Origin of the sequence: Bizionia sp. M204 (genome assembly GCF_023205095.1) — a bacterium.
GTDB lineage: Bacteria > Bacteroidota > Bacteroidia > Flavobacteriales > Flavobacteriaceae > Algorimicrobium > Algorimicrobium hallyeonense.
Map to the genome: position 1 here is coordinate 2,470,060 of NZ_CP046242.1, position 26,524 is coordinate 2,496,583.

The window sequence follows — 26,524 nt, forward strand, 5'->3', positions numbered from 1 at the left end:
ATCTCTTAACGCAAAAGTTTTAAATAAATCAGTTACTTTGCATGTGCCGACAAATGGGTTCGGCGGATTAAAGCATATTGCATATGTAGCAATACATGATGTTATTATTTTTACAGAATTTACTTCGGAACCTAAAAATTCTGAAGATTAATTAAAAATTATGGGCGAACAAAAACGTAAGGCAGACACACAAACCGAATTTGTATTCGGAAGGAAAAATTATAAATTCATGATAATTGGTCTAGCCGTAATTGGTTTAGGTTTCATTCTAATGTCAGGTGGTGGTAGCGATGACCCTAATGTTTTTAATCCAGAAATATTTAATTTTCGACGCATTCGTTTAGCGCCAACGTTAGTTTTACTTGGTTTTGCTATAGAAGTTTACGCTATTTTACTGAATCCGAATAAAAAATAAGTTCGTTTACTTTCTTCGGCTACTACGTCATTTTTAATATTTTTGCCCAATGGATATAACCGATTCTATTATTTTAGGTGTTATACAAGGTCTCACCGAGTTTCTACCTGTTTCTTCTAGTGGTCATTTAGAACTTGGAAAAGCCATTTTGGGCGACCACTCTATTCCTAAAGAAAGTCTGCTTTTCACAGTGGTTTTACATTTTGCAACCGCATTGAGCACTATGGTTGTGTTTAGAAAAGATATTTGGCTCCTACTAAAAGGTGTTTTGAAATTTGAGTGGAATGACGACTTGCAATTTGTGTCTAAAATTGCATTGTCTATGATTCCTGCCGTTATTGTAGGTCTCTTTTTTGAAGAACAATTAGAAAGTCTTTTTGGAGGTAATATTATGCTAGTCGGCTTTATGCTTTTAGTAACAGCTGCCCTACTCTTTTTAGCTGATAAAGCCAAGGACACCCATAAAAAAGTAAGTTTTAAAAACGCCTTAATAATTGGAGTTTCACAGGCTATAGCCATGCTTCCTGGTATTTCACGTTCCGGAGCAACCATTTCTACTTCTGTATTATTGGGGAATGATAAAACACGAGCTGCTCGTTTTTCCTTCTTGATGGTTGTACCACTTATTTTTGGGAAAATCGCTAAAGACCTTTTAAGCGGCGATTTAACTTACGAAGCATCTAATTTTACTTATTTAAGCGCTGGATTTATAGCCGCTTTTCTTGCAGGACTATTTGCTTGTACTTGGATGATTTCATTAGTAAAGAAAAGTAAACTATCCTATTTCGCTATGTATTGCGCCATTGTTGGTGTGATTGCAATTATTTATACACTCGTAAATTAACATGAAAACTACTGAAGATTTCCAAGCTGGACAAGTACTATTAATAGACAAACCTTTACATTGGACTTCTTTTCAAGTGGTTAATAAATTACGTTGGGAAATTCGGCATGCTTTCAATATTAAAAAAATTAAAGTGGGTCATGCGGGTACTTTAGATCCATTAGCAACTGGATTACTCATTATTTGTACGGGAAAAATGACCAAGCAAATAAATACATTCCAAGGTCAAGATAAAGAATACACAGGAACAATTGTTTTGGGTAGTACAACACCTTCATACGATTTGGAGACCGAAATAGATGCCACATTCCCAACTGCACATCTAACGGAAACCGCTATTCATGAGGCCACCAAACAATTTATTGGCAATATAGATCAATTTCCGCCCGTTTTTTCTGCTATTAAAAAAGAAGGTAAACGCTTATATGAATTTGCGCGTGCTGGTGAATCCGTAGAAATTAGTTCACGACGCATTCAAATATCTGCCTTTGAGATTACTAAAATTGATGGTTTAAACATTGAGTTCCGTGTTGTTTGTAGCAAAGGCACTTACATTCGTTCTTTAGCACACGATTTTGGCAAAGCCTTAAATTCTGGAGCCCATTTATCTGTATTACGACGCACTAAAATTGGCAATTTTCATGTGGATAACGCACTGTTACCTGAAGCCTTTATAGAAAGCTTAACAACTAAATAGCTTCTTTTTACGTATATTAACTTGATAATTCATCCTAAATAAGACATTTACAGCTATTGTATTTTTCAGATAAACATAAAGCAGGTTTACTCTCTGGCTTAATTTCGGCAACGGTTTTAATGATGCTATTCGGTTTTCATATTACCCAACATGGCGAAAAATTAGCGGAAAGCTATTATGTTATGGAGCCAAAAACGGAAGCGGATTTAGAAGCTGAAGCCTTGGAAAAACTAGCCACAGAACAGACTGAAAAAGCAGAAACCAATAAAGCCTATAACGAAACTGAAAACTACAAGAAATTCGCACAGGCCTACCAACCTATTGCTCCTCCAAAAGATTATGAGTTTACTAGACCTGACTCACCCACGGAAGAAACAACACGTGAGAACACGACCGGAACAGGCTCAGGTTCTGAAATAAATGAAGATGTTATGTCCTCGTATAACGATGTAAATTCAGTGCTTAAACAACAGCAAAGCAGTCAATCAGCACAATCGGTTAACAAAAAAAGTTCTATGCATTATTCATTAGTGAATAGAACGCATAAATATTTACCAACACCTATTTATTTATGTGATGATGGCGGGAAAGTTGTCGTAAATATTACAGTTGATAATAAAGGAGATGTTATAAAATCAACCATTAACACAGCCGCTTCAACAGACAATGATTGTTTACACGAACACGCGCTAGAATATGCGAACGAGTCGCGTTTTAATGTGGATAATTCCAAAAAAACGCAACTCGGTTCTATTACTTTTTATTTTGAAGGTAAGAATTAAACGCCTAGCATAGTTAGTAACTCGTCAATGGTACTTTGACCCTTATCTTTATTATACCAAACTTGTAAATCTTCTTTAATTTCCGGTGTAATCATACCGTGCTTTGCTTTATAATCAGCCACTAATTTCGTTGCAGCCGCTGGCCTGGGACCAAACGTATGTACCACTTCTAATGTTTCCGTTTCTACCATAATTAATTTAGGAACAGATTTTCCACCATTAGTTAAAAACTGATTCATCAAGTCCTCATTGGTATCTCGTAAAACTAATTTCAATGAAATGTTGTCTGATTGTTCAGCTAATTTAGCCATAGGGGGAACTACGTGAGCAGCATCACCACACCAGCTTTCGGTGATTACAATCCATGTAACGTTGCCTTTAAAATTAGCCAAGCGTGATAACGAATTGTCCGTTAATTTTATAGTTTTATCCCACCGTTTCATGCGCTTATCATTAAGCTTGGTGTATTCTACCATATCTTCAGATTTGTCGTTGCCTGTAGTAGATTCACGCCCTACCAAATCCGTTACTAAATCGCGATAATCTGCATAAGTATAACTCGTTTTTAAACTCGCTTTTATAATATTTGAAATATTCGTATCGTTTATTGTTTCCATAATTTTTATCTCATTATATGATGGTGCAAAAATACCTTGCACCCAATTAATCATCGGTAACCATTATTACATAGCGCGCAAAAATAGTTGGATTTTTTTTCCTGATATATGATTAATGTCATATCTATGTCTATCTTTAATCTGAAAACTTACAATCTGCTGTATGAAGACAAAACATAAATGTGCTTGGTGTGTTGGCGACGATTTATACGAAGCCTATCACGACAAGGAATGGGGCGTTCCCGTTTATGATGACGACACGTTTTTCGAGTTCCTAGTTCTTGAAACCTTTCAGGCGGGATTGAGTTGGATTACCATTTTACGCAAACGCGAAAATTTTAAAAAAGCATTTGATCATTTCGATTATAAAAAAATAGCCAACTATAAGCAGTCTAAAATTGATAGTTTATTGCAAGATGCGGGAATAGTTCGGAATAAATTGAAAGTAAATGGAACCGTTACCAATGCGAAATTATTCATGGATATTCAAAAGGAATTTGGAAGTTTTAGCAACTATATATGGAGGTTTGTTGATGGAAAACCGATAACCAATAACGTGAAGAACTATAAAGAAGCCCCAGCCACAACTGCTATTTCTGATGCTATTAGTAAGGACTTAAAAAAACGTGGTTTTAAGTTTGTAGGATCAACCGTTATGTATGCGTTTATGCAAGCAACCGGTTTGGTAAATGATCATGAGGTAACCTGTTTTAGGTATGATGAAGTTTGAAACTAGCAACCAAAAATTACTTCAAATATTCCAAGAACACATCTCTCGAAATATCTTCTGCACCTAATCGTTCCAGATGATTGGTATACACCTGGCAATCTATTAGTTGATAATGGGTATTTTGAATAAAGGTGATAAAGGCTACTTTACTGGCATTGCTAACTTTAGCAAACATACTCTCGCCACAGAAAACACCATTTCCTAAATCGACACCATAAAACCCACCAACTAATTCACCTTCTTGCCAAACCTCAACCGATTTGGCGTAGCCAGCCTTATGTAATTCATTATATGCCATTATCATACTTTCTGTAATCCAAGTTCCTGCTTGACCGTTCCGTTTGGCTATAGAGCATTCGGTAATGACTTGATTAAAATTTTGATTGATAGACACGGTAAAATCGGCATTTCGCAATACCTGTTTCATACTTTTTGACACTTTTAAGTTTTCTGGAAATAACACAAAACGTGGATCTGGTGACCACCATAAAATTGGCTGACTGCCCTCAAACCAAGGAAAAATCCCCAATTGATAAGCAAGTAGTAATCGTGGCACGGATAAATCGCCTCCAATGGCCAGTAAGCCGTCTTCATTTGCTTGTGAAACGGGTGGAAACCATAAATCTTGATTTAGAAATTGCATAAAGAAATAATAATAAACTATCTAGTTGACTGTTCGCGCCTAATCGCGAACTATTTTGAACTTTTCATTAGACTTCCACTGCACTCAACCTGACATGCATAAGCGTAATCAAAATTTATATTCAAAATGAACTCATGAATTGTAAAAAACAAAAACCTCAACATTAAAAAACATTGAGGTTTATTATACGTCATTTTACCGGAAATTAGAAAGGTAAATCGTCGTTATCTTCTTCGTTTAAATCGTCTGCAGGTGCAAAAGCTTGTGCTGGTGGTACTGGTGGCATTTCTGGGTTTGAGGCATCTGCTTGAGCTGCTTCAATACGCCATCCTTGAATAGAGTTGAAATACTTGGTTTCACCTTGTGGGTTTACCCATTCGCGACCGCGTAAATTAATACTGATTTTAACTTGTTGTCCAGCTTGAAAACTATTTAATAAATCCGTTTTATCTTGAACAAATTCTACCATAATATGTTGTGGGTACTGCTCTTCTGTTGTAACGACTACTTCTCTTTTTCTAAAGCCATTACTCCCAAACGTTTGCGTTTCTCCAATAACTTTAATTCTTCCTTGTACTTCCATTGTAATTTAATTTTCTGTGTTATGATAATAATATTTTCCAGGCACTATCTAAATCGCCGAAGCTTAAATAGTTTTTTGCCAATTTATGTTTTTTTCTATGATTTGCTTCTTTAATATTAGGGTGATGTTCACTTACAGCTTCCAAAAACTCCTGAACGGCTTCTGGTGTTGGTAAACTTTCTACATTTCCTAACATGCCTAATTCATTTCCTGTTAAAATCATGCTGTTTTTTACATGGTCTGGCATTTGATCCACACCAATTCCTAACGTTGATAATGGTTTTGGAATTTCAAAAAAACCGTTTTTGGCACGACTGTAGTAACTACCACCAGCTCTTGCAACTAAATCTAGTTTTTCCTGATTAATTTGATCGTTTTCGTCTAAAATGTCTTCTTCCAAATGAAGTTTTACAACCTCACAAATAATTAAATTTCCAGCGCCTCCTTCGGTACCTAAATGTATCACATCATTCACCTTACATTCTAATTGAACCGGAGATTCAGCAACACGAAATGGTTTTACCAAATCCGATTTTAGCATACTAAAACCTGCCTTTTCAAACTCATTTACTCCTAAAGGATATTCCGTACTGCTTAATGACGTTTGATGCACCATTTCAAAACTCACCACATTAATAACCACTTCTTTAGTAGCTAAAATATTTTCCAAGGTATGCTTCGTCGTATTATCACGAACACGTCGTGCTGGTGAAAAAATTAGAATTGGTGGATTAGCACTAAATACATTAAAGAAACTAAAAGGCGCCAAATTTGGGTTTCCATCGGCATCAACGGTACTAGCAAACGCAATAGGCCTTGGAGCCACAGCACTTAACAGATAACCGTGTAACTTGCCTGTTGATAATTCTTTAGGTTCGTATGAAATCATGAAAACTTTATTATTTTGCACAAATGTAATTAATCTAATAACGAACTAAAAACGATTTGGTTATCATCTCACACAATATTATCAACAGATTTCCATTATATTAACATTCCAAAATAAACCTATGCTTTTTTCTAAATACCGAAATCTAACACGCTACATCATTGTTGCAGCAAGTTTTGTTATTATATCCTTGATTTTGTGGAATACCTTTGTGTTTTTTCAGCATTTTAAAGAGGAACAACGTCAGAAGATGGACATTTGGGCATTAGCCCAAACAGAATTTCAAAAAAACATGTTGGAAGATGATGTAAATCCGATGGTTTCTCGCGTTTTAATAAGTAAAAATGACAACCAGATAGTTGTTATTAATGCTGAAGGAGCTATTGGACTGACCAATAATGTTGAAGAAAGATATTTGAAAAATGATGCCAGCACTAAAAGGCTTATCGCAAATTTAGAGGCTGAAAACAAACCTATTGAGCTTTCCTACATTGATCCTAAAACGAACCAAAAAATAAATGATGGCTATTTATATTACGGCAACTCACCTTTAATAAATAAACTAAAATATTATCCACTTGCCTTATTACTGATTATTATATTATTTGGTGCAGTTGCCTACTTTTTTTACCGCAGTACAAAAATTGCCACACAAAACAAATTATGGTCTGGTATGGCCAAAGAAACAGCGCATCAAATAGGTACGCCATTATCATCTTTAATTGGCTGGACAGAAATACTTAAAACCGAACAGGTAAATCCGGAATACATTCTAGAAATAGAAAAAGATATTAGTCGCCTGCAAACTATAACGGAACGTTTTAGTAAAATAGGCTCCTTACCAAAACTTGAAAAAGCGGATATTGTTGCAGAAACATTAGAGTCTTATGACTATCTAAAAACGCGTTCTTCTAAACTTATTGAATTTGAAATTTCAGTTCCCGAAAACCCTATTTACGTTAAATTAAACAAACAGCTTTTTAGTTGGACTATTGAAAATTTGGTAAAAAATGCCATCGACGCCATGCGTGGAAAAGGAAAATTAGTTATTACTATTACGCAATTAGAAGATAATGTAAAAATAACCATTACAGATACCGGAAAAGGACTAATTAGAAATCAATTTAACCGTATATTTGACCCTGGATTTACAACCAAAAAACGCGGTTGGGGATTAGGCTTATCATTAGCCAAGCGCATTATTGAAGAATTCCATAACGGTAAAATTTATGTGCTTGAATCTGAAATTGACAAAGGAACCAGTATGCAAATTCTTTTAAAAACAACGTAACTATGGACAATCGATTTATAACTATTAAGGAAGTTGCAATTAATAATAATTGTCCAGAATGCTATAATACCAATGGTTTACATTTTACGTTTAAGCAGAAATTTGTGGAAACATCCTTTTATAAATCCTTAACCACTGAAACAGCACATGAACTTTTCTGTAAAACCTGTGAAACAACTATCTATCCTGTAAATTGGACCGATGATATTGATCGTGTTTTTGATTATCACAAACGTGCTTTTGTACCTAAAAAAGCGTCCTTTAAATTAAAGAAATCAGCGTGGATTGGTATTGGCGTCTTAATCGGAATTATAGTCGTTGGTATTGGCGCAACCGTATTCTTAAGTTAGATTTATAGATACGAGCGAATAGCTTTTGCTACGTTCTCAAAATCCTGTTCTGTTAATTTCTCTTTTGAAATAAAGCGAGCATCTTCCATAGTATTTAGCGGAATTAAATGCACATGAGCATGCGGAACTTCCAAACCAATAACCGTTAAACCAACACGTTTACAAGGCACAGCTTTTTCAATTGCTAATGCAATTTGTCTGGAAAACTCCAATAAACCATGATAGGTAACTTCATCTAAATCAAACAACTTATCCACTTCCTGCTTTGGGATACATAGTGTGTGTCCTTTTGCATTTGGGTTAATGTCCAAAAAGGCGAAATAATCGTCAGTTTCCGCAATTTTATAACACGGAACGTCGCCATTAATTATTTTTGTGAATAGGGTTGCCATAGTTTGCTATTAGTATACCTGTAAATATAAAAAGATTCCCGCTTTAAGGGAATCTTTTCAAGAATAATTTCGTGTTTACTTTTTCCTATTTACCAATATAGGCCTTTGAATTTGTTATCTAGAAATTTCTAAAATATCAAACTTCATAACACCATTTGGCACTTGTACTTCGGCTACTTCGCCAACGGATTTTCCTAAAAGGCCTTTTCCAATTGGTGAGTTAACAGATAACTTTCCGGAAGCTAAATCGGCTTCACCATCAGCAACCAAGGTATAGGTCATTTCCATTCCGTTAGTCTGATTTTTTATTTTGACTTTAGAAAGTACCAATACTTTGGTATTATCCAATTGCGATTCATCAATAACTCTAGCGCCTGCCAAGGCACTTTCTAATTTGGATATTTTCATCTCCAACATACCTTGTGCTTCTTTGGCTGCATCGTACTCGGCATTTTCACTTAAATCACCTTTGTCTCGCGCTTCAGCAATGGCTTGCGATGCTTTTGAACGCTCTACATCTTTTAATTGGCGTAACTCTTCACGTAAACGCTTTAATCCTTCCGGTGTATAATAAGATACTTTACTCATAATTTCATGTTTTATAATAATAAAAGATGCTGAAAACAAATGGACAACGAGCGCCAAATCTGTTCAGCATAAAAAAATCCCGCTTGCACGAGATATATATACAAAGCTACACAATTTTTTTGATACCTGTAAGTTTACTTATTGTTATTACTATGATAAGTAGCTTACTTTTAATCGTTTTGAGTAGCAAAATGCAAGTTAGCTAAATATACGAAATTTTTAATACGTTTGGGTTTTTGTTGTAAATTGCCCTGAAAATATAATTGGTTATGAAATATCTGTTTTTGCTTGTTTTTGCGTTTGTGGTTTTTACGTCTTGTAATAAAAATGATGATGATAACGTGCGCCAAAATGAATTTTTACCAAACTACACATTTGACACTGGTAATTTAATAAACACCAATTTACCGCAGTATAGCGATATGGAATTCCCAAACAATTATGTGATATTAAACAATAATTACGGCATTAATGGTGTGGTGGTTTTTTATGCAGGTGGAAATAATTATAATGCTTTTGAATTATCTGACCCAAATCACGCCATTCGCGATTGTTCGAAATTAACCGTTACAGGCGTTATTGCAACATGCAGTTGCGATGATGCAAACGCTTATGATATTTTAACGGGTCAACAACAAGAAGGCACAACAGGACAATACGGTTTAAAACGCTATTTTGTTGAAAAATCTGGGAATATTATTCGGGTTTATAATAATTAGACACCACGTATTTATCAAAATGACTTGCTAAAGCTAAAACTGCCTAAAAACGATAATTTGTTTTTAAGCAGTTTTTTAATTTATGAGATTATTTTACACACATAATCTTCTTAAAACTTCAAGGTCATTCCCAATAAAAAATTAGTAGTTGCTTGTGGATAAAAACCAGCTCCTTCAATAGTTGATACTTGTGGTGGATTAGACCATGTGTCATCATAGGTATAATAATATCCGTTAGATGCATACTTAACATTAAATAGGTTGTTAACCAATCCTGAAAACAAAATTGACTTTAAAAATGGTTTAGTGTTTTCATCTCTTCGGAAAGACATTTCATAATTAACACTAAAATCATTTACAAAATAACTATCTAATTTGGAGGCTGCAGCCTCGGTATTACTCATAAATTGCTCGCCAACATACTTACTTAAAAGTGTTAACTGTAAATTAGTAATCGGTTGAAATGTTAATGCATTAGAAGCAATCCATTCTGGTGAAAAGGAAATATCCGTTTTACCAAAATTTACCAAACTACCGTCAAACTCTGTAATCGTTTCCTTGTTTTTATTGGAACTCCATGTTACACTTGGTTGCAAACGCCATTTTTCTGCTATTTGAAGGGCTGCTTCCACCTCTAACCCCAATCGGTGACTATCACCGCTATTGGTACGAATTGGGTTTCCAGACTGATCAATATTTCCTGTTAAAACTAATTGCTCGTTATATAACATGTAATAGGCATTTACATTAAACCGGAACTTTTCATTATTATGTCGCCAACCTAATTCAAAATCATTTAATTGTTCTGGTTTTACGTCTGCGTTGTTTTCAAAATCATCACGACTTGGTTCACGATTTGCCCGAGCATATGAGAAATACATACTGTTTTCTGCATTCAAATTATAGTTAATTCCCGCTTTAGGATTAAAAAAGGCGTAATTTTCATCGACATTAAAAACATTTCGATCCGAATCAATTCCATTCACCTCATAATCCACTAAACGCATTTGTAAATCGGCAAACAAACTGATTTTATCATTTAGTTTAAAAGTACCTTTTCCGAAGAAATTGATATCTGTTTTTAAACCTTTATTATCATAATAACGATCTTTATTCATGCTATTACTGGCAAATTGTGCCCAAATAATTTCACCAAAATGCCCACCATCATAATAACTGTATGAGCCTCCAAAAAGCACATCTAACTGATTATTTTTATAGTTGGCATTCGCATTTACTACAAAGAAATCATTATCCAACCAACGTCGTCTTACCAAATCCGTTTCCGAAATCGTATCTGTTACAATTATAATCTCATTTAAACCATAATCGGCAAACTCGGCATCTTCTTTATATTGCTCAAAATAACCTCGTCCAGCCGTATAATTCAAAGCCATATTGGTGGACCAATTATTATCAATACGCTGATTCCAATGCAGTTGATAATGGTCCTGTTGATAATTATCCACTTCATTTTCGTAAAACTGGGTATTGCCATTTTCATCAGTATACTCACCAGCTGTATTATAGGTTCGGTCATTGTTCAATTTGTCTTTATCTTCCAAACCATTCCAAGACTGATAGGTTATTTCCTTACCCGAAAATGTTATGGCTTTTATTAAAGTATTTGTCGATTTATAAGATCCTTGAAGGAAATAAGATTTCAAATTAGAAGTCGCACGATCTATATAACCATCCGATTTAATATTTGATAGACGTCCCGCAAATTCTATATGGTCATTCAGCAAGCCTGTGCTAAATTTCAAGGTGTGTTTTCGGGTATTAAAACTACCGAAAGAATTGGCAAATTCCCCATAAGCTTCTTGGGAAACGGCGTCTGTTAGCACATTAACACTGGCACCAAAAGCACCAGATCCATTTGTGGATGTTCCTACACCACGTTGCAATTGTAAACTCTCAACCGATGAGGCGAAATCGTTTAAATTCACCCAAAAGGTTCCTAATGATTCAGCATCATTATACGGGATTCCATTAATAGTTACGTTTGTAGATTGCGCATTTATACCACGCACGCGAATGCCTGTATAACCAACGCCTGCTCCTGCATCTGAAGTGGTAACCACAGACGGTAGAAAGTTTAATAGAATAGGAATATCCTGCCCCAAATTCCGCTTTTCAATAGCTTCCTTAGAAAGATTGGAATGTGTAATTGGCGAGTCCGCTTTTACACGAACCGAGCGCACTAAAACTTCATCAAGTGTTTCTAGTTTTGTGGAATCCTGCGGTTTTTCTTGTGAAAAAACACCAAGAGAAGTCGTTAAAAAAATGGAAAGCACACTTGCTTTTTGAAAATGATGCCAGCGAAAAACTGACGCGTTGTTGAATAAAAATTTCATCCGATAAAAATAAATTTAGCGAATAAAAAGAGGTAATTATTCTGATTAAAAATTAGTTTTTTTGTTGCCATGCGCAATCACGCACAACATTACAAAATTGTTGTTATTTTCCTAAACAGCATTACCTGTTCTAGGTTCAATGGGTATGATCTCAGCCGTTATTGGGCACCCCTTTATGAGAACGCTGCAAAGGTAGTTAACAATGTATAATTAGCAAGTAATAATGAGAAATTATTAATTTAAACTTCCGGTGGTTTCCTATTTGCCTTTTTATCAGCTTGTTTTTTCTTGTTGGAAAGACGTTTGAGTTTCACTGCTCTTGGAACCTTGGTTGGTCTGCGCTTTTTTGGCACAATCAACCCTTGCTTTATTAACTCTAAAAAGCGTTTAATAACCAAGTCCTTATTTTTATGTTGACTGCGGCTATCGTCACTAGATAGTATTAATATTCCTTCCGTTGTTAACCGATTATCTAACTTTTTAAGAAGACGGGCTTTTTGGTTTTCTGAAAATACTTGTGAATTTGGCAAATCCCAACTCAATACCACTTTAGAGGATGTTTTGTTTACATGCTGACCACCAGCACCCGAACTTCTAATCGCTTTAAATGATAATTCCGTTATAAGAAATGCTGCATCAAACATATTATTTTAGCTGATGTGGTGACTTTAATAAATCGTTTACTGTTTTAACTGGATTGAAGGTAATGAGTGGCACTTCAACAAAAATTGTATTCCAATTGGCCATGCTTCCATTCCATAAACCTGGCAACTCCAAAGCTTTTAAATCCTTTCCTAATCGTGTTTTTTTGGTAATAAAAGCGGCTCTATGATCTATAAACTGGGTGAGATCAAATTTATTTCCTTTGTAATCTTTAACACCACAAACCAAATCGACAGGATTAAAATGTGTGGCATTTTTTAAAATACTTTTTTGATGTTTATTCTTTTGATTTATTTGAGCCGACTCTACAATTTGAAGTGAAATAGTTCCACTTTCATCTTTAACCCAAAAGGGCCCACCTCCAGGTTCACCTTCATTTTTAACCATACCACAAACACGAATTGGTCGGTTTAATTTACTCTGAAGATATTCTATTTGAAACTTTTCTGCATATTTTTCAAATTCAGTAGAAATTTTTACCTGCATTTTTTTTGTTAAAAACCGTGCGATTTCAATGATTGTTTCGTGGGACAATTCGCCTTTATCAATTAATTTTAAATACTGAAATGCCTGCTGTTGAATTTCCATCAGAATCCCAGCCAATATCTTTTTATTCTTGGCTACTTCATTTTTATACTTATAAACAACCACATTATCAATGTTTTTAATAAAGATAATATCGGCATTCAAATCGTTTAGATTTTCAATTAACGCACCATGTCCTGATGGACGAAATAACAAATCGCCGTTCTCTAATCTGAAAGGCTCATCTTTAGGTGTAACAGCAATTGTATCGGTTGATTCTTTTTGATACGAGAATGAAATATCGAATTGAGAATTGGTTTTACGTTCTACTTTATCTTCTATTCTTGAAAACTCATTACTAAATTTATCCTTATGACTTTCTGAAATGGTAAAATGCAATTTTGCTTGCTTATTGCAACACGCATACAATGCAGATTCAAATAAATGTTCCTCAAAAGCTGTAGAAATAATTTGGTTTTTATATTCGTGAAACGGTAATAATCCTTTTGGTGAATTGCCATAATTTAAACCGTCCTCGTCTAACATAGCTTTTACAAATAATTGCGAGCGGTAACTAACATCTAAATCGGCGTAGTTTGGATAGGTTTTATTTAACAACTCCAAGACTTCAAAATAGAATGGAAATTTTTCTAAACCAACAAAGAAAATATGTAAACTTTTATCATCGCGCGTATTCAAATACGAATTAATAGTTTGTTCAGCTGGATCATATTCTTCCAAAAACTGAAACAGAAATTTAAACATTCGAGTTGCTGCTCCTGATGCGGGAACAAATTTTACAATATCAAATTGGTCTTTATTTTCATCAAAAAATACCACAAGGTTTTCAACTTCCGAATTATTTAGGCGTAAAATACCATCTCCAACTGTTGCGGCTGCCACCAAATTTGAAAATGGCAAACCGGAAACGAAGGTTTCAAGCTGTTTGTTGACACCTTCCACAGTTAAACCCTTTGACTCTATTTGTTTTATGTCCTTTTCAGAAAAAGTCATATCTTACTTTTTAATAATTCATTAATATGCTTTACGGCAACTTCAAAACGATTTGTTAGATTTCCACTTAGTAAAATATAGGGCTTTTGGTGAATTTCTAACGCCTTTTGAAACGCTTGAAACATCGTTTCTCTTTCATGCGGTTTATCGCGAATGCCATCGGGCTCCCATGGCAGATCAATATTAGTTAAAAAATAAAGATTATAGTAATTTTCTGTGGCAAATTTATTTAAGCGCTCTGAAGTAAAGTCCTGATAGTAAGATTCACTATATACTTTTGTTTCTAACAAGTCGGTATCACAAATTAGTAATTTATCTGCTTGCTTAGTCAATTTGTTTTCTAAAGCCATTTGGCCTTCCGCAATGGGCAATACATCATCTTGGGTTAATACCTCATGTAATTTTGCTTTATTTTCAGCATAAATCCTAGAAAATTCTGGAACCCAAAGTGTATTAAAATGAGTCGCCAATTTTTTAGCAAGAATGGTTTTTCCTGTTGACTCAGGACCAAACAGGACAATTTTTATGCAATGACTCTCGTCTTGTTTAAGTGTTTCTTCCATGCTAAATAACCATAAATTGCTAATACTGTAAAACCTAAATACTGTAAACTTGTAAAGGTAAATCCTTTGTAAAAATATAAGGGGACTGAAATAAGATCACCTACAATCCAGAAAATCCAATTTTCAACTTTTCGTTTTGCCATGAGATACATTCCGGCAAAAAATATGGCAGTTGTAAGAATATCAACATACGACACCCAACTACTCCATTTATTAAAAATTTGATAAATAACAGCAACACAAATTACCGCTGCAACGGCAATTCCAATTGAAGTCTGTTTATCCCTTTTATTCCATGATGTAATTGGTGTTTCATGCGTATCATCTATTTTACGTGTCCAAATATACCAACCATAAATACTCATTATAAAATAGTAGGCGTTAATAATCATATCGCCTAATAGTGCCCATTTAAACAATAAATATACAAAGATACTTGTGCTAATAATACCGGTTGGAAACACAAAAATATGGTTCTGTTTAGAATACCAAACGGATAGAAACCCAAAAACAATCGCAATAATCTCAAGTACAATATCTAGAGTATCATAATCGCTGTACTGACCAAACAGGTAATCAAAAATGAGGCTCATAATCTTGTCTATCTGATTTGACTATTTTCATGTGTAGCAAACCGCGTTCAATTAATTCAAAAGCTTCTTTTATTTCAACGGTTAAAAGTTTCATAACCGCATCATAATCGCCATAAACCTGCGTGCTTAATGGGTTTTCAAGGACTTTTAAATGAGATGCTCGTAATTTTTTTATAAAATGAATGATGGCTGGTTCATAGTCATCATGCAACGGTGTTAAGGTTAATTCTACGGATATTTTCATGTTTATTTGCCGCGAAAGCGGTAATCTTTTTAATGTTTGTACTTATTTTAAATTTAAAACCTTACAACCCGCTTGAGGCAACATTAACAATCTTGAAGTTCTTCAAAAAAAGACTCATCATCTTCAAAAGCCGTTCCTATAACTACTAAATCGGCTCCAGCTTGGTAGGCTTGTTTTAATTGTTTTAAATTTCGAATTCCGCCGCCCACAATTAAGGGAATGCTAATATTGGTTTTTACTTTTTCAATTATCTTCTTGGATACCGGTTGCAATGCACCACTCCCAGCTTCCAAATATATAAGTTTCATTCCAAGTAATTCGCCAGCTGTGGCTGTATCTGCTATTAATTGGATGTTATTATTTTGTAATGGTGCTGTATTGGTTACACGTTGTACGGCTGTTTGTTTGCCATTTTCAATTAAGATATAACCGGTTGAAATAATTTCTAAATTTGAATTTTTCAATTTCGAAATGGCTTGAACATGCTTACCAATTAAATAGTCTGGATTTCTACCTGAAATCAGTGATAAAAATAAGAGTGCATCGGCTTGATTTGTTATTTGTCCTACATCACCAGGGAATAATAAAAGAGGTAATTGGGTGTGTTTTTTAATTTCTATTACCAAAGCTTCTGTTAATTGCGCTGCAACCACACTTCCACCAACAAAAATATGTGTGGCTCGAGACGCATTTACCTTTTCTATAAATTTAGCAACGGTATTTAAATCCATTTTATCAGGATCGATTAAAACGGCTAATAATTTTTCACCTTTAGATGTAGCTTGTAAAATGTGATTATAAATAGTCTTCATTACTTAATTGGTAAGGCAAAAGCACAGGTAAAACCTTCAAATTCTAAAAAAGTAGTATCGAAACTATGTTTACTGTTATCATAATCTATCCAAGCGCGTGTTTCGGAATCTAATATTTCAAAAGGAATTACCAGTGTATGCTGTAAAAAACTCAACCCAGGAGTAGCAAACAATTTATAAAGGGATTCTTTAATACACCAAATAACGGTTAGTTTCCGAATATAATCCTCGGCATCTTTTTGCAAATATTGACTTTCATAATCCATAAATTTATGCGCAATAACACCAATTTTGTCTCGTTGTTTTTCAATATCAATGCCTACTAAATGATCACTAACCACCACTCCAGAAAATGTAAAGGAATGCGTAATAGAAATATATTTCCCGTCCTTTAAATGCGGCTTACCATTTTCATCGTAATACAAATCGGTATCGGTATAACCAAATTCGGCAAGCAAATGTCTAACACTTAAAAAACCACGTTGGTGCAGCTCACTTTTCATACTTAAAACGCGGCTTAAACTTTCGGGTTTTAAGGTAATTGGCTGAATTAAATCGTCATAAGATTCTTCTATCTTCCAGATTTTAACAGTAGTTTGTGAGTTGGGAATAAGGGTTTTATAAAGCGGCATTTAATATTCTAAAAGTTATTAGTTATCTTTGCACTGCCTAAAGCAGCTTTAGTAAATGTGACAAGCGAATTTAACTATTTTAAGTCCTTTTGCCAAAGTTGTTAGGCTATAAAAACATTAAGAAAAAAATACTATGACTACAAAAACAGTTGCTTACGTACCAAATAAGGTAAAAGATATGTCGCTTGCGGCTTGGGGAAGAAAAGAGATGGATTTAGCTGAAGCAGAAATGCCAGGATTAATGAGTCTACGTGAAGAATACAAAAATGAACAACCACTTAAAGGTGCACGTATTGCAGGTTGTCTGCACATGACGATCCAAACAGCAGTTTTAATAGAAACATTACAAGCTTTAGGCGCTGAAGTTACATGGAGTTCATGTAATATTTTCTCTACCCAAGATCAGGCAGCAGCAGCTATTGCGGCAGCAGGAACGGCTGTTTACGCCTGGAAAGATATGACCGAAGAAGAATTTGATTGGTGTATTGAACAAACCTTGTTTTTTGGTGAAGACAGAAAACCACTAAATATGATTTTAGATGATGGTGGCGATTTAACTAATATGGTTTTAGACAGGTACCCAGAATTGGCTGCGGGCATTAATGGCCTTTCAGAAGAAACAACTACAGGTGTACACCGTTTATACGAACGTGTAAAAGCTGGAACATTACCCATGCCAGCTATAAATGTAAATGATTCGGTTACAAAATCGAAATTCGATAATAAATATGGCTGTAAAGAAAGTGCTGTAGATGCTGTACGTCGTGCAACAGATATTATGTTAGCAGGAAAGCGCGTAGTGGTATGTGGTTATGGCGATGTTGGTAAAGGTACCGCTGCCTCTTTTAAAGGTGCTGGAAGTATTGTAACCGTTACAGAAATCGATCCTATTTGTGCGCTTCAAGCTGCCATGGATGGTTTTGAAGTTAAGAAATTAGAAACTGTTGTTGGAAATGCCGATATTGTTATTACCACTACAGGAAATAAAGATATTGTTCGTGGTGAACATTTTGAAGCCATGAAAGACAAAACAATAGTTTGTAACATCGGACATTTTGATAACGAAATTGATATGGCTTGGTTAAACAAAAACCACGGTCATACCAAAGATGTTATTAAGCCACAAGTTGATAAATATACCGTAAACGGAAAGGACGTTATTATTTTAGCACAAGGACGCTTGGTAAATTTAGGTTGTGCAACTGGTCATCCAAGTTTTGTAATGAGTAACTCATTTACAAACCAGACTTTAGCACAAATTGAATTGTGGACAAATAAAGATGCTTATAAAAACGAGGTATATATGCTACCAAAACATTTAGATGAGAAAGTAGCTAAATTGCACCTTGAAAAAATTGGTGTAGAGCTTACCGAACTTAAAGACGATCAAGCCAAGTATATTGGTGTAGCTGTTGAAGGTCCTTATAAGCCAGAATACTACAGATACTAGAAAAAGACCGCTTGCGATTCTAGAACATAGACCGCTTCGCTTTTAGATATTATATAAAATCCCAAGCAGTCATGTTTGGGATTTTTTTTGGGCAATTGCCACTTCGCTAAAAGCTACGTAGCACCACGCCTTCCACTGTATCTTTTTATCGTACCTCAAAAAAGGATGCCGTTACAAATGCATAGCATTCACGATTTCTTATTTATTAAAGTAGAAATGCAAGAGTAATCCTTATCGCAAAAAGCAACTAAACCATAGCTTTTAAATACGTAACTTCGTTTTGTAAAACACTATATCCATGAGCTCAAAAAAACTATATGAATTAATAAACAAGTTAGAAAACCACATAAATCAGCATGACGTTGCTAATCCAAAAATTTCAAAAGCAACTGTTGGCTGGCACATAGACCATAGCTGCAAAGTAATTAATCAAGTTGTTTTAACATTACAATCATCAGATCCGGCTTTATATAAAAATGATTTCAGCTTTTTAGGAAAGCTTTTTTTTACATTAGGGTTTTTCCCGAGAGGAAAGGCAAAGGCACCAAAAAACGTTAAACCACCTGAAACTATTTCACAAAAAGACCTTATAAAACAATTGCAAGAAGCACGAACAAATATTGACATCATTCCTGATTTAGATAAAAACGCCTTTTTTAAGCATCCGCTTTTTGGGGACGTAAACAAAAAAAGAATTTATCGATTTTTAGAATTACATACCAATCATCATGTGAAGATTATACGTGATATTCTAAAATAATCCTAAATTAAATACATTGTTAAAAAACAAAAACCCTTTCTGTTTCCAGAAAAGGTTTTATATGTTTTAAAGAAATTGTTTAATTAAGCCTCGAAAGGTTCAATAGAAACATAAGATTTGTTGTCTTTTTTCTTTGTAAATTTAACAAGTCCGTCCACTTTAGCGTGTAACGTGTGGTCTTTTCCACCATACACATTTTCACCTGGGTGATGTGTATTACCTCTTTGTCTTACGATGATATTTCCAGCAACAGCAGCTTGTCCACCAAAAATCTTAACGCCTAAACGTTTTGATTCTGATTCTCTACCATTCTTCGAACTACCAACTCCTTTTTTATGAGCCATTGTCTTAAGGTTTTATTTTATTAATAATAACGAAATTATTTCTCAATTCCGCCGTCTAATCTGTCTTGTAATTCTTTAAGTTCATCCCACTTACCTTCAGCAGCTAAAGCCGCTTGTTTTGGCCAAGTGTCAGTCACAATGTGAGCTAATCTTGAACTTGCATCTGTTAACACAGTGCTTAATGCTTCAGGTGTTGCCTTTGCAATTTTAGCAAAAGTTTCAAATCCTGCATTTACCAAAGCTTCAGCAGCTTTTGGTCCAGCACCTTCAATTTTCTTTAAATCGTCTGCTTTAGCAGTTGATTTTTTAGGAGCTGCTTTTGTAGCCTCTTCCTTTTTAGCTGGTGCAGCTTTTTCAGCTTTCACTGTTTTCTCTGCTTTAGCTGGTTTTGCTTTTTCGGTTTTTTCAGCTTTTTTGCCTCCCGACGCTGCAATGCTCTCAATTACGATTTCCGTTAAAGATTGTCTGTGTCCGTTTTTTACACGGTAACCTTTACGTCTTTTCTTTTTGAAAACAATAACTTTATCACCTTTAAGGTGCTTTAATACTTTTGCTCCTACTAGAGCTCCGGTTATAGCTGGGGCGCCTACAGTTATATTGTCACCATCTGCAATTAAAAGAACGTTATCGAAAGAAACTTCCTTACCTTCTTCTGTTGCTAAACGATTAACAAAAACTCTTTGGTCTTTTTCAACTTTAAATTGATGCCCTGCTATCTCTACAATTGCGTACATAGCGTAACGTTTTTATTAAATTAGTTTATTAATCTGCTAACCTCACGGAAAGCGGATGCAAATATACTGCTAAATAATTAAACTACAAACGTTTTGTTTAAATTACGAAATATTCCAGCTTTTTTTGAAATACTGCATCACCGTAAATGCCGAAATTACGGTTGTGGCCACACCCATTATGCCAACAACAAAGGTCATAACACCAACACTAACTGGCGCGCCAAAGTCTATAAAAGACAAAACTTGTGATACAAAATCGCTATTAATTTCGGTTATGTAAAGTAAAAAGAAAAATGTAAAAACAACAGTAGCAACAAAACCTGTTATTAAACCTGCTACAAAGCCATTAGAGTATGTGAATTTATCGCCTTGCTCCAGTTTATAATAACGAACGGTTTCAAAAATCCCGAAAGCCGTAATAACCGCATTTAAAAAACTAAAAACCGGATTTGTATGTTTATCTATTAGTGCTAGAATTAAAAAGTAAGCAATTAATACAGCACTGGTAATAAGGCCAAACCTTACTGGTAAGATTACGTTTTTCATATATCAATATTTTTTCGGTTCTTAAATTTCGTGAAAATTTATGGCAAATAATAATTTGTTTATGTTTTTTTATCTAAGGTTATAAAAGCAATAAGTATTTCTTATTTTTGAAACATTGTAACATATTGAATACATAACAGACATATTACATGTCATTTAACAAAAACAAAAACACATGAAAAAAGGATTATTAACTTTTTCTGCATGTTTGCTAGCCATTATTACTAGTGTTGCACAAGAAGTGAAATTTGAAGAATTTGATTTAGATAATGGATTACACGTTATTCTGCATCAAGACAATACCGCACCTGTAGTTTCTACTTCGGTGATGTATGACGTAGGCGGAAAAGATGGAGACAGAAGCCGTACTGGATTTGCTCACTTTTTTGAGCATTTATTATTTGAAGGCTCTGAAAATATTGGTCGTGGTGAATTCATGAAAATTATTCCAGCTAATGGTGGAACGTTTAATGCCAATACATCACAAGACAGAACCTATTATTATGAAATATTTCCTTCTAACAAATTAGAATTGGGCCTATGGTTAGAATCTGAACGTATGCTACACCCTGTTATTGATCAAGTTGGTGTGGACACACAAAATGAGGTTGTAAAGGAAGAAAGACGTCAAAGTTTTGACAACAGACCTTACGGACAAATTTTAAATACTATTGGCGAAAACTTATTTGTGTTACATCCATACAAAGATTCCAATATTGGCGAGATGGCCCATTTAGATGCAGCTACTCTTGAAGAGTTTATGGCGTTTTTTGATAAATATTACGTTCCTAATAATGCCGTTTTAGTTGTTGCTGGAGATATTGATATTGCCAAAACCAAAGGATTAGTAAAAGATTATTTTGGAGCCGTAAAAAAAGGTCCAGACGTTGTACGTAACTTCCCGACTGAAGCACCAATTACTAAAACTGTTAAAGCTACTACATACGACAAGAACATTCAAACACCAGCAATTATTGCAGCGTATAGAGGCCCAGGAATGGCTACTAAAGACGCACGTGTATTGGATATGATTTCGTCATATTTAAGTGGTGGTAAGAGTTCGGTATTATATAAAAAATTAGTAGATGAGCAAAAACAAGCATTAACTGTTCAAGCCATAAACCTTCCTCAAGTTGACTATAATATTTTTGCGTTATTCGCTTTACCATTAGGTGACCAAGTAACTATTCAAACTTTATTATCGGAAATGGATGAGGAAATTGTAAAAATTCAAAATGAATTAATTTCAGAACGCGATTATCAAAAACTTCAAAATCAGTTTGAAAATCAGTTTGTAAATTCTAACTCTAGTATTTCTGGAATTGCTAATTCATTAGCTACTTATTATTTATTATATGGTGATGTAAACTTAATTAATAATGAAATAGACATTTACCGTTCTATTACTAGAGAAGATATCCAAAACGTTGCTAAAAAGTACTTAAATCCAAACCAACGCGTAGAAATAGATTACTTACCAAAAAAAGACGATCAATAAGATGAATACATATACTATAAAAATGAAACTATCTGCTTTTGTTGTCCTGTTCTTTATCGCTCTAAGCGTTTCAGCTCAAATAGACCGATCTAAACAACCAAAAGCTGGACCAGCTCCAAAAATTACTTTAGAGGAACCTGGCGAATTTGAATTGAAAAACGGCTTAAAAGTTTTAGTTGTTGAAAACCATAAATTACCACGTGTTTCCTATTCATTACGAATAGATAACAGCCCCATTTTTGAAGGTGATATTGCTGGTGTAACTAGCGTATTAGGCTCTATGTTAGGAAATGGAACAACATCCATTCCAAAAGATGCCTTTAATGAAGAAATTGACTTTTTAGGTGCTAGTCTTAATTTAGGTTTTGGAAGCGGTTTTGCTAGTTCATTAACGCAATATTCAGAACGTATTATGGAATTAATGGCAGATGCTGTTATTAATCCATTATTAACAGAAGAAGAGTTTGAAGCGGAAAAAACAAAGCTGATTGAAAACTTAAAAAATAGCGATAAAAACCCGGATGCTATTGCAGGTCGTGTTGGTAGTGCATTATCTTACGGAAAACTACATCCTTATGGCGAGTTTACAACCGAAGAAACAATTAAAAACATTACGTTTGATAATATTAAAGCCTATTACCAACAGTACATGAATCCTGACAACGCCTATTTAGTTGTTATTGGTGATGTTGATTTTAGAACCGTTGAGAAACAAGTAAAGAAATACTTTAAAGATTGGGAAACAGATGCTAGTGTATCCACTACAATTCCAAAAACAGCAGAAAGCTTACCAGTTCCTCAAATCAATTTTATTGATGTTCCTGGTGCAACACAGTCTAATATTTCTGTTACCAACAATGTTTCATTAAAAATGAGTGACTCTGATTATTTCTCGGCCTTAATTGCAAATGAAATACTTGGTGGTGGTGGCGAAGGTTATTTATTTTTAAACCTTCGTGAAAAGCACGGTTACACCTATGGTTCGTATTCCAGATTAGGTGCTAATCGCTATGGCATGTCTCGTTTTAGTACAACTGCCAAAGTTAGAAATACAGTTACAGATAGTGCCGTTGTGGAAACGCTTAAAGAAATTAAACGTATTAATAATGAACCTGTAGATGCAGAGGTATTGCGTAACGTAAAAGCTAAATACACTGGAAACTTTGTAATGGCTCTTGAACGTCCAGAAACTATTGCAAGTTATGCCTTGAATATTAAGTTAAACAACTTACCAAAAGATTTTTACGAAACGTATCTTCAAAAGATAAACGATGTAACTATTGAAGATGTACAAACAGCAGCAAAAAAATATATGCGACCTGAAAATGCGCGTGTTATTGTCGTTGGAAACGGAAGTGAAGTTCTTGAAAACCTTGAAAAAGTAGGCTTACCAATTCGCTATTATGATAAGTATGCGGATTTAACTACAAAACCAGAATACGAAATCGAAATGCCTGCGGACATGAATGCCAATAAAGTGCTTAACGCCTATATTGACGCTATTGGTGGCAAAGCAAATTTAGATAAGGTTAACTCGGTTTACATTACAGCTGAAGCAGAATTACAACCAGGTGTGGTAATTAATTTAGAAATGAAGAAAACCATAAAGAACCAATCATTACAACAAATAAGCGTTATGGGGCAAACGCAAAAACAAGTTTTAGATGGTACAGCTGGTTATTCGTTTGCGCAAGGTCAACGTAAAGATATGACGGAAGCCGAAGTTAAAGAAGCCCAGGTCGAGTCGTCTCCATTCCCTGAAGTAAACTATCTTAATGGTGGTGTTACTTTAGAGAAAATTGAAAAAATAGAAGGTGAAAATGCCTATAAAATTAAAGTTGACGAAAAAACTTCAGTGTATTACAGTGTTGAAACTGGCTTAAAAATCAAAGAAATAGAGGCTTCAGAAATGGGCCAATCTGCCACTTTCTTTAGTAACTATAAAGATGTGTCAGGTGTTAAATTTCCTTTTAAAATTTCGCAAACAATGGGTCCAAGAACAATTGACTTTATTGTATCAGAAATTAAAGTAAATGAAGATGTTTCAGATGCCGATTTCGAATAATTAAACATTAAACATTATATTTTAAAAGCCTGGAGGACACTTCGGGCTTTTATTTTTTTCGCTTATGAGATAAATACACACCTAGTAAAACAATAAGCGAACCTAAACCTTGCCATAAACTAAAGCCTTCACCATCCAAAACACCCCAAACCAATGCAATAATAGGCATCAAATAAGTGACTGAAGACGCAAAAACTGGCGTAGACATTTGAACCAGTTTATTAAATAGCACTTTTGCCAAAGCCGTCCCAAAAAAGGATAAAATGATGACATAAACCAATGCCATTTTTAAATTTGGATTGGATAAAGTTTCCGTGGTGAAAAAATCTGCAAAAAATAAAGTTATTAAAGCAGGAATAGTAATAACCGCATAATTTCCGGCTGCAATAGCTAAGGGTTTCACATCTTGTAAATAGCGTTTAATAATATTCACATTAGCCGCATACATTACTGTTGAAATTATAACAAAACCAGCATATAAATAGTTTTGTTCCGGATTTAGCTCGGCACCTTTTAAAATAAGGATAGCCGTTCCAACAAACCCAATTATCACACCTAAAATTTGACGCTTGGTTGATGCTATTTTAAAAACAGCAAACCCTAATAAAATAGTATTCAATGGCACCAATGAATTTAAAATAGATGCTACAGCACTATCAATTTCAGTTTCTGCAATTGCGAATAGAAAAGCGGGGAAAAAAGATCCTAAAAAACCCGATGCACCAATCCATTTCCATTGGCGTTTATCAATGGTTTTAAGCTTATTAAAACCTACAGCAAGCAAGAAAATTCCTGTAATTATGGTTCTAACAGCACCTAATTGATACGGTGTAAGTCCTAAAAGTGATTTTTTAATGAGAATAAATGATGTACCCCAAATCACGGAAAGCACGACTAAATATAACCACTTACTACTAATTTGCTTCATACAAAAACGGTTCAAGGCACAAAATTCCAATTTTAAATGCAATAAATGGCAATATTTAGTAATTTTGTAATGAACTTAATTACAATTAAAATGAAAACGTTAAAAAATATAGTGACACTTGTTGTACTAGCTTTAGTATTTGCAAGTTGTAAAAATGAAACAGCACCAGAAGTGGTAACGGTTGAAACAGAAACTACCGAAGTAGCTGTGGCCGAATTAGATCCAAATGCGACATACGCAAAAGCAGAATTTACTATAGAAGGGATGACGTGTGCTATGGGTTGTGCAAAAACGATTGAAAAGAAAATGGCTAAAATGGACGGTGTAAAATCGGCTAAAGTTGATTTTGATACACGTTTAGCAATGGTAGAATACGATGAGGCTAAAGTTAATGCTATGTCTTTAGAAGAAGTTGTAAAGAAAGCTGGTGATGTATATTCTGTAAAAGATATGAAAACTGTTGATAGTTTTGATTCTGAAGCTACACCAGATGCTGCTGACAAAAAAGCTTGCGATAAAGATTGTAAAAAAGCATGTTGTGCAGATAAAACAGAAGCCGAAAAAACAGCTTGTGCTGAAGACTGTAAAATGGCATGTTGTGCAGATAAAGCGAAGGCTTAATTACAATTTTATAATATCAAAAAGCCACTCAAATGAGTGGCTTTTTTTATTTCCAGGTTACGGTTTCCATAATATGTTGGATATCCTTTTGCAAATATTTTGCTGCAGGTAAAATAGAATCGAAATTAGGTTTTGCATAAAAATATAAGGATCCTGTTAAAAAATGACTGGTACTGTCCGTTACATAAAACTGGGATTGTGATGCTGCATTACCGCCAACTTCATAAAACATGCCGTAAACCTTTCGCTCTTTATTCTCGTAAAGTTGCTCCGCAATCTCATCTGCCTTTACGGTATGCTCTTGTGTAAATCCTTGCGCATCTTTAAGCAAGGTTAATAACCGTTCTTTATTATTGTTAATTGGTTTATAGGTTAAATAAATGGTGCCCTTTAATGCAGGATACATTAAATCTATTCCATAGCTACCAGAATCATTTCCAATAGTTCTTGCCTTAATTTCCGCGGCTAATTCATTTTTTTCAAAAGTAAACGGAAAACCGGCTTCTAACCTTTTATAGTCAGCTTTAGGATATTCCAATCGTAAATGTGCTGCAGGCTTTGGCAAGGTATCATTACCACATGCGCTTATAGTTATTGCTAGAATTATGATTATAACACTTTTAAACTTCATTTGT

General features: G+C 34.5%; 32 protein-coding genes. 13 read left to right on the forward strand and 19 right to left on the reverse strand.

All coding sequences use genetic code 11. The annotated features are described in order from the left end of the window. Positions 1 to 160 precede the first annotated feature (160 nt). The 4 genes from GMA17_RS11495 to GMA17_RS11510 are packed head-to-tail and all read left to right on the forward strand — an operon-like array spanning position 161 to position 2,738. Complete coding sequence (locus tag GMA17_RS11495; protein ID WP_248396294.1) at positions 161 to 415, forward strand: DUF3098 domain-containing protein; 255 nt, start codon at positions 161 to 163, stop codon at positions 413 to 415. Between the two features lie 49 nt (positions 416 to 464). Further along, positions 465 to 1,259: an undecaprenyl-diphosphate phosphatase gene (locus GMA17_RS11500; RefSeq protein WP_248396296.1), complete on the forward strand. Its 795-nt coding sequence runs from the start codon at positions 465 to 467 to the stop codon at positions 1,257 to 1,259. A gap of 1 nt (position 1,260) precedes the next feature. Then, the gene (gene truB / locus GMA17_RS11505; protein WP_248396299.1) at positions 1,261 to 1,956 is read left to right on the forward strand and encodes a tRNA pseudouridine(55) synthase TruB; all 696 of its coding nucleotides are present in this window, start codon (positions 1,261 to 1,263) and stop codon (positions 1,954 to 1,956) included. A gap of 56 nt (positions 1,957 to 2,012) precedes the next feature. Continuing rightward, positions 2,013 to 2,738, forward strand: coding sequence for a hypothetical protein (locus GMA17_RS11510; RefSeq protein WP_248396301.1), 726 nt, complete (start codon positions 2,013 to 2,015; stop codon positions 2,736 to 2,738). Here GMA17_RS11510 and GMA17_RS11515 read toward each other — a convergent pair. Further along, on the reverse strand, positions 2,735 to 3,355 hold the full coding sequence (locus GMA17_RS11515; RefSeq protein WP_248396304.1) for a thioredoxin family protein: 621 nt from the start codon (positions 3,353 to 3,355) through the stop codon (positions 2,735 to 2,737). The genes GMA17_RS11510 and GMA17_RS11515 overlap by 4 nt on opposite strands. A gap of 163 nt (positions 3,356 to 3,518) precedes the next feature. Between GMA17_RS11515 and GMA17_RS11520 the strand changes: the two genes are divergently transcribed. Further along, positions 3,519 to 4,085 (forward strand): DNA-3-methyladenine glycosylase I, encoded by a 567-nt coding sequence (locus GMA17_RS11520; protein ID WP_248396306.1) that lies wholly within the window; start codon positions 3,519 to 3,521, stop codon positions 4,083 to 4,085. A gap of 16 nt (positions 4,086 to 4,101) precedes the next feature. On the opposite strand, the gene aat is transcribed toward GMA17_RS11520, so the two are convergent. The 3 genes from aat to GMA17_RS11535 all read right to left on the reverse strand — a co-directional run bounded on the left by aat (position 4,102) and on the right by GMA17_RS11535 (position 6,200). Next, positions 4,102 to 4,728: a leucyl/phenylalanyl-tRNA--protein transferase gene (gene aat, locus GMA17_RS11525; protein WP_248396308.1), complete on the reverse strand. Its 627-nt coding sequence runs from the start codon at positions 4,726 to 4,728 to the stop codon at positions 4,102 to 4,104. Between the two features lie 205 nt (positions 4,729 to 4,933). Then, positions 4,934 to 5,311 carry a DUF3127 domain-containing protein gene (locus GMA17_RS11530; RefSeq protein WP_248396310.1) on the reverse strand — a complete coding sequence of 126 codons (378 nt, stop codon included), beginning with the start codon at positions 5,309 to 5,311 and terminating at the stop codon, positions 4,934 to 4,936. A 19-nt stretch (positions 5,312 to 5,330) separates the two neighbouring features. Then, entirely contained in the window at positions 5,331 to 6,200 is an 870-nt protein-coding gene (locus GMA17_RS11535; RefSeq protein ID WP_248396312.1) for a flavin reductase family protein, read from the reverse strand. A gap of 121 nt (positions 6,201 to 6,321) precedes the next feature. Between GMA17_RS11535 and GMA17_RS11540 the strand changes: the two genes are divergently transcribed. Continuing rightward, a complete protein-coding gene (locus GMA17_RS11540) occupies positions 6,322 to 7,491 on the forward strand; it encodes a PAS domain-containing sensor histidine kinase (RefSeq protein ID WP_248396314.1) in 1,170 nt (389 codons plus the stop codon). A gap of 2 nt (positions 7,492 to 7,493) precedes the next feature. Continuing rightward, positions 7,494 to 7,841, forward strand: coding sequence for a hypothetical protein (locus tag GMA17_RS11545; protein ID WP_248396316.1), 348 nt, complete (start codon positions 7,494 to 7,496; stop codon positions 7,839 to 7,841). Positions 7,842 to 7,843: 2 nt separating this feature from the next. Here the strand turns inward: GMA17_RS11545 and GMA17_RS11550 are convergent, their stop codons facing one another. Further along, positions 7,844 to 8,233: an HIT family protein gene (locus tag GMA17_RS11550; RefSeq protein ID WP_248396318.1), complete on the reverse strand. Its 390-nt coding sequence runs from the start codon at positions 8,231 to 8,233 to the stop codon at positions 7,844 to 7,846. A gap of 114 nt (positions 8,234 to 8,347) precedes the next feature. After that, positions 8,348 to 8,821, reverse strand: a complete 474-nt coding sequence (gene greA / locus GMA17_RS11555) for a transcription elongation factor GreA (RefSeq protein ID WP_248396320.1) — start codon at positions 8,819 to 8,821, stop codon at positions 8,348 to 8,350. 269 nt (positions 8,822 to 9,090) lie between these two features. Between greA and GMA17_RS11560 the strand changes: the two genes are divergently transcribed. Beyond that, positions 9,091 to 9,540, forward strand: coding sequence for a hypothetical protein (locus GMA17_RS11560; protein WP_248396322.1), 450 nt, complete (start codon positions 9,091 to 9,093; stop codon positions 9,538 to 9,540). Between the two features lie 110 nt (positions 9,541 to 9,650). On the opposite strand, the gene GMA17_RS11565 is transcribed toward GMA17_RS11560, so the two are convergent. From GMA17_RS11565 to GMA17_RS11600, 8 genes are all read right to left on the reverse strand, one after another. Further along, positions 9,651 to 11,897, reverse strand: a complete 2,247-nt coding sequence (locus tag GMA17_RS11565) for a TonB-dependent receptor (protein WP_248396324.1) — start codon at positions 11,895 to 11,897, stop codon at positions 9,651 to 9,653. Positions 11,898 to 12,136: 239 nt separating this feature from the next. Then, positions 12,137 to 12,541 carry an alternative ribosome rescue aminoacyl-tRNA hydrolase ArfB gene (gene arfB, locus GMA17_RS11570; RefSeq protein WP_248396326.1) on the reverse strand — a complete coding sequence of 135 codons (405 nt, stop codon included), beginning with the start codon at positions 12,539 to 12,541 and terminating at the stop codon, positions 12,137 to 12,139. A 1-nt stretch (position 12,542) separates the two neighbouring features. Then, complete coding sequence (locus GMA17_RS11575; RefSeq protein WP_248396328.1) at positions 12,543 to 14,099, reverse strand: DUF4301 family protein; 1,557 nt, start codon at positions 14,097 to 14,099, stop codon at positions 12,543 to 12,545. Further along, on the reverse strand, positions 14,096 to 14,662 hold the full coding sequence (locus tag GMA17_RS11580) for an AAA family ATPase (RefSeq protein WP_248396330.1): 567 nt from the start codon (positions 14,660 to 14,662) through the stop codon (positions 14,096 to 14,098). Before GMA17_RS11580 ends, GMA17_RS11575 begins: the two co-directional genes overlap by 4 nt. Then, entirely contained in the window at positions 14,623 to 15,255 is a 633-nt protein-coding gene (gene pnuC / locus GMA17_RS11585; RefSeq protein ID WP_248396332.1) for a nicotinamide riboside transporter PnuC, read from the reverse strand. The genes GMA17_RS11580 and pnuC overlap by 40 nt, the downstream gene beginning before the upstream one ends. Further along, positions 15,239 to 15,499 carry a thiamine-binding protein gene (locus tag GMA17_RS11590; protein ID WP_248396334.1) on the reverse strand — a complete coding sequence of 87 codons (261 nt, stop codon included), beginning with the start codon at positions 15,497 to 15,499 and terminating at the stop codon, positions 15,239 to 15,241. Before GMA17_RS11590 ends, pnuC begins: the two co-directional genes overlap by 17 nt. A gap of 83 nt (positions 15,500 to 15,582) precedes the next feature. Beyond that, complete coding sequence (locus GMA17_RS11595) at positions 15,583 to 16,311, reverse strand: geranylgeranylglyceryl/heptaprenylglyceryl phosphate synthase (protein WP_248396336.1); 729 nt, start codon at positions 16,309 to 16,311, stop codon at positions 15,583 to 15,585. Next, positions 16,311 to 16,943 carry a 4'-phosphopantetheinyl transferase superfamily protein gene (locus tag GMA17_RS11600; protein ID WP_248396338.1) on the reverse strand — a complete coding sequence of 211 codons (633 nt, stop codon included), beginning with the start codon at positions 16,941 to 16,943 and terminating at the stop codon, positions 16,311 to 16,313. Before GMA17_RS11600 ends, GMA17_RS11595 begins: the two co-directional genes overlap by 1 nt. Positions 16,944 to 17,076: 133 nt before the next feature. Between GMA17_RS11600 and ahcY the strand changes: the two genes are divergently transcribed. Next, positions 17,077 to 18,393, forward strand: a complete 1,317-nt coding sequence (ahcY, locus tag GMA17_RS11605; RefSeq protein ID WP_248396340.1) for an adenosylhomocysteinase — start codon at positions 17,077 to 17,079, stop codon at positions 18,391 to 18,393. A 298-nt stretch (positions 18,394 to 18,691) separates the two neighbouring features. Beyond that, on the forward strand, positions 18,692 to 19,153 hold the full coding sequence (locus tag GMA17_RS11610; protein ID WP_248396342.1) for a DUF1569 domain-containing protein: 462 nt from the start codon (positions 18,692 to 18,694) through the stop codon (positions 19,151 to 19,153). Positions 19,154 to 19,236: 83 nt separating this feature from the next. Here the strand turns inward: GMA17_RS11610 and rpmA are convergent, their stop codons facing one another. The 3 genes from rpmA to GMA17_RS11625 form a co-directional block, all read right to left on the reverse strand. After that, positions 19,237 to 19,497 carry a 50S ribosomal protein L27 gene (gene rpmA, locus GMA17_RS11615; protein WP_248396345.1) on the reverse strand — a complete coding sequence of 87 codons (261 nt, stop codon included), beginning with the start codon at positions 19,495 to 19,497 and terminating at the stop codon, positions 19,237 to 19,239. Between the two features lie 35 nt (positions 19,498 to 19,532). Next, positions 19,533 to 20,231, reverse strand: coding sequence for a 50S ribosomal protein L21 (gene rplU, locus GMA17_RS11620; RefSeq protein WP_248396347.1), 699 nt, complete (start codon positions 20,229 to 20,231; stop codon positions 19,533 to 19,535). A gap of 102 nt (positions 20,232 to 20,333) precedes the next feature. Beyond that, entirely contained in the window at positions 20,334 to 20,777 is a 444-nt protein-coding gene (locus GMA17_RS11625) for a DUF4199 domain-containing protein (protein WP_248396349.1), read from the reverse strand. A 175-nt stretch (positions 20,778 to 20,952) separates the two neighbouring features. Between GMA17_RS11625 and GMA17_RS11630 the strand changes: the two genes are divergently transcribed. Together GMA17_RS11630 and GMA17_RS11635 are read left to right on the forward strand one after the other, a co-directional pair. Next, positions 20,953 to 22,275, forward strand: coding sequence for a pitrilysin family protein (locus GMA17_RS11630; protein ID WP_248396351.1), 1,323 nt, complete (start codon positions 20,953 to 20,955; stop codon positions 22,273 to 22,275). 22 nt (positions 22,276 to 22,297) lie between these two features. Next, positions 22,298 to 24,340, forward strand: a complete 2,043-nt coding sequence (locus GMA17_RS11635) for a pitrilysin family protein (RefSeq protein WP_248396353.1) — start codon at positions 22,298 to 22,300, stop codon at positions 24,338 to 24,340. A gap of 49 nt (positions 24,341 to 24,389) precedes the next feature. Here GMA17_RS11635 and GMA17_RS11640 read toward each other — a convergent pair whose 3' ends face one another. Continuing rightward, positions 24,390 to 25,268, reverse strand: coding sequence for a DMT family transporter (locus tag GMA17_RS11640; protein ID WP_248396355.1), 879 nt, complete (start codon positions 25,266 to 25,268; stop codon positions 24,390 to 24,392). 90 nt (positions 25,269 to 25,358) lie between these two features. On the opposite strand from GMA17_RS11640, the gene GMA17_RS11645 reads away from it, so the two are divergent. Continuing rightward, positions 25,359 to 25,889 carry a heavy-metal-associated domain-containing protein gene (locus tag GMA17_RS11645; RefSeq protein ID WP_248396357.1) on the forward strand — a complete coding sequence of 177 codons (531 nt, stop codon included), beginning with the start codon at positions 25,359 to 25,361 and terminating at the stop codon, positions 25,887 to 25,889. A gap of 46 nt (positions 25,890 to 25,935) precedes the next feature. On the opposite strand, the gene gldD is transcribed toward GMA17_RS11645, so the two are convergent. Beyond that, positions 25,936 to 26,520 carry a gliding motility lipoprotein GldD gene (gene gldD, locus GMA17_RS11650; protein WP_248396359.1) on the reverse strand — a complete coding sequence of 195 codons (585 nt, stop codon included), beginning with the start codon at positions 26,518 to 26,520 and terminating at the stop codon, positions 25,936 to 25,938. Positions 26,521 to 26,524: the final 4 nt, after the last annotated feature.

Excerpts from the sequence above, each read along its gene's own strand:
- GMA17_RS11495 (WP_248396294.1), top strand. The coding sequence starts at position 161 with ATGGGCGAACAAAAACGTAAGGCAGACACACAAACCGAATTTGTATTC.
- GMA17_RS11500 (WP_248396296.1), top strand. The coding sequence starts at position 465 with ATGGATATAACCGATTCTATTATTTTAGGTGTTATACAAGGTCTCACC.
- truB (WP_248396299.1), top strand. The coding sequence starts at position 1,261 with ATGAAAACTACTGAAGATTTCCAAGCTGGACAAGTACTATTAATAGAC.
- GMA17_RS11515 (WP_248396304.1), bottom strand. The coding sequence starts at position 3,355 with ATGGAAACAATAAACGATACGAATATTTCAAATATTATAAAAGCGAGT.
- GMA17_RS11520 (WP_248396306.1), top strand. The coding sequence starts at position 3,519 with ATGAAGACAAAACATAAATGTGCTTGGTGTGTTGGCGACGATTTATAC.
- aat (WP_248396308.1), bottom strand. The coding sequence starts at position 4,728 with ATGCAATTTCTAAATCAAGATTTATGGTTTCCACCCGTTTCACAAGCA.
- GMA17_RS11530 (WP_248396310.1), bottom strand. The coding sequence starts at position 5,311 with ATGGAAGTACAAGGAAGAATTAAAGTTATTGGAGAAACGCAAACGTTT.
- GMA17_RS11535 (WP_248396312.1), bottom strand. The coding sequence starts at position 6,200 with ATGATTTCATACGAACCTAAAGAATTATCAACAGGCAAGTTACACGGT.
- GMA17_RS11540 (WP_248396314.1), top strand. The coding sequence starts at position 6,322 with ATGCTTTTTTCTAAATACCGAAATCTAACACGCTACATCATTGTTGCA.
- GMA17_RS11545 (WP_248396316.1), top strand. The coding sequence starts at position 7,494 with ATGGACAATCGATTTATAACTATTAAGGAAGTTGCAATTAATAATAAT.
- GMA17_RS11550 (WP_248396318.1), bottom strand. The coding sequence starts at position 8,233 with ATGGCAACCCTATTCACAAAAATAATTAATGGCGACGTTCCGTGTTAT.
- greA (WP_248396320.1), bottom strand. The coding sequence starts at position 8,821 with ATGAGTAAAGTATCTTATTATACACCGGAAGGATTAAAGCGTTTACGT.
- GMA17_RS11560 (WP_248396322.1), top strand. The coding sequence starts at position 9,091 with ATGAAATATCTGTTTTTGCTTGTTTTTGCGTTTGTGGTTTTTACGTCT.
- GMA17_RS11565 (WP_248396324.1), bottom strand. The coding sequence starts at position 11,897 with ATGAAATTTTTATTCAACAACGCGTCAGTTTTTCGCTGGCATCATTTT.
- arfB (WP_248396326.1), bottom strand. The coding sequence starts at position 12,541 with ATGTTTGATGCAGCATTTCTTATAACGGAATTATCATTTAAAGCGATT.
- GMA17_RS11575 (WP_248396328.1), bottom strand. The coding sequence starts at position 14,099 with ATGACTTTTTCTGAAAAGGACATAAAACAAATAGAGTCAAAGGGTTTA.
- GMA17_RS11580 (WP_248396330.1), bottom strand. The coding sequence starts at position 14,662 with ATGGAAGAAACACTTAAACAAGACGAGAGTCATTGCATAAAAATTGTC.
- pnuC (WP_248396332.1), bottom strand. The coding sequence starts at position 15,255 with ATGAGCCTCATTTTTGATTACCTGTTTGGTCAGTACAGCGATTATGAT.
- GMA17_RS11590 (WP_248396334.1), bottom strand. The coding sequence starts at position 15,499 with ATGAAAATATCCGTAGAATTAACCTTAACACCGTTGCATGATGACTAT.
- GMA17_RS11595 (WP_248396336.1), bottom strand. The coding sequence starts at position 16,311 with ATGAAGACTATTTATAATCACATTTTACAAGCTACATCTAAAGGTGAA.
- GMA17_RS11600 (WP_248396338.1), bottom strand. The coding sequence starts at position 16,943 with ATGCCGCTTTATAAAACCCTTATTCCCAACTCACAAACTACTGTTAAA.
- ahcY (WP_248396340.1), top strand. The coding sequence starts at position 17,077 with ATGACTACAAAAACAGTTGCTTACGTACCAAATAAGGTAAAAGATATG.
- GMA17_RS11610 (WP_248396342.1), top strand. The coding sequence starts at position 18,692 with ATGAGCTCAAAAAAACTATATGAATTAATAAACAAGTTAGAAAACCAC.
- rpmA (WP_248396345.1), bottom strand. The coding sequence starts at position 19,497 with ATGGCTCATAAAAAAGGAGTTGGTAGTTCGAAGAATGGTAGAGAATCA.
- rplU (WP_248396347.1), bottom strand. The coding sequence starts at position 20,231 with ATGTACGCAATTGTAGAGATAGCAGGGCATCAATTTAAAGTTGAAAAA.
- GMA17_RS11625 (WP_248396349.1), bottom strand. The coding sequence starts at position 20,777 with ATGAAAAACGTAATCTTACCAGTAAGGTTTGGCCTTATTACCAGTGCT.
- GMA17_RS11630 (WP_248396351.1), top strand. The coding sequence starts at position 20,953 with ATGAAAAAAGGATTATTAACTTTTTCTGCATGTTTGCTAGCCATTATT.
- GMA17_RS11635 (WP_248396353.1), top strand. The coding sequence starts at position 22,298 with ATGAAACTATCTGCTTTTGTTGTCCTGTTCTTTATCGCTCTAAGCGTT.
- GMA17_RS11640 (WP_248396355.1), bottom strand. The coding sequence starts at position 25,268 with ATGAAGCAAATTAGTAGTAAGTGGTTATATTTAGTCGTGCTTTCCGTG.
- GMA17_RS11645 (WP_248396357.1), top strand. The coding sequence starts at position 25,359 with ATGAAAACGTTAAAAAATATAGTGACACTTGTTGTACTAGCTTTAGTA.
- gldD (WP_248396359.1), bottom strand. The coding sequence starts at position 26,520 with ATGAAGTTTAAAAGTGTTATAATCATAATTCTAGCAATAACTATAAGC.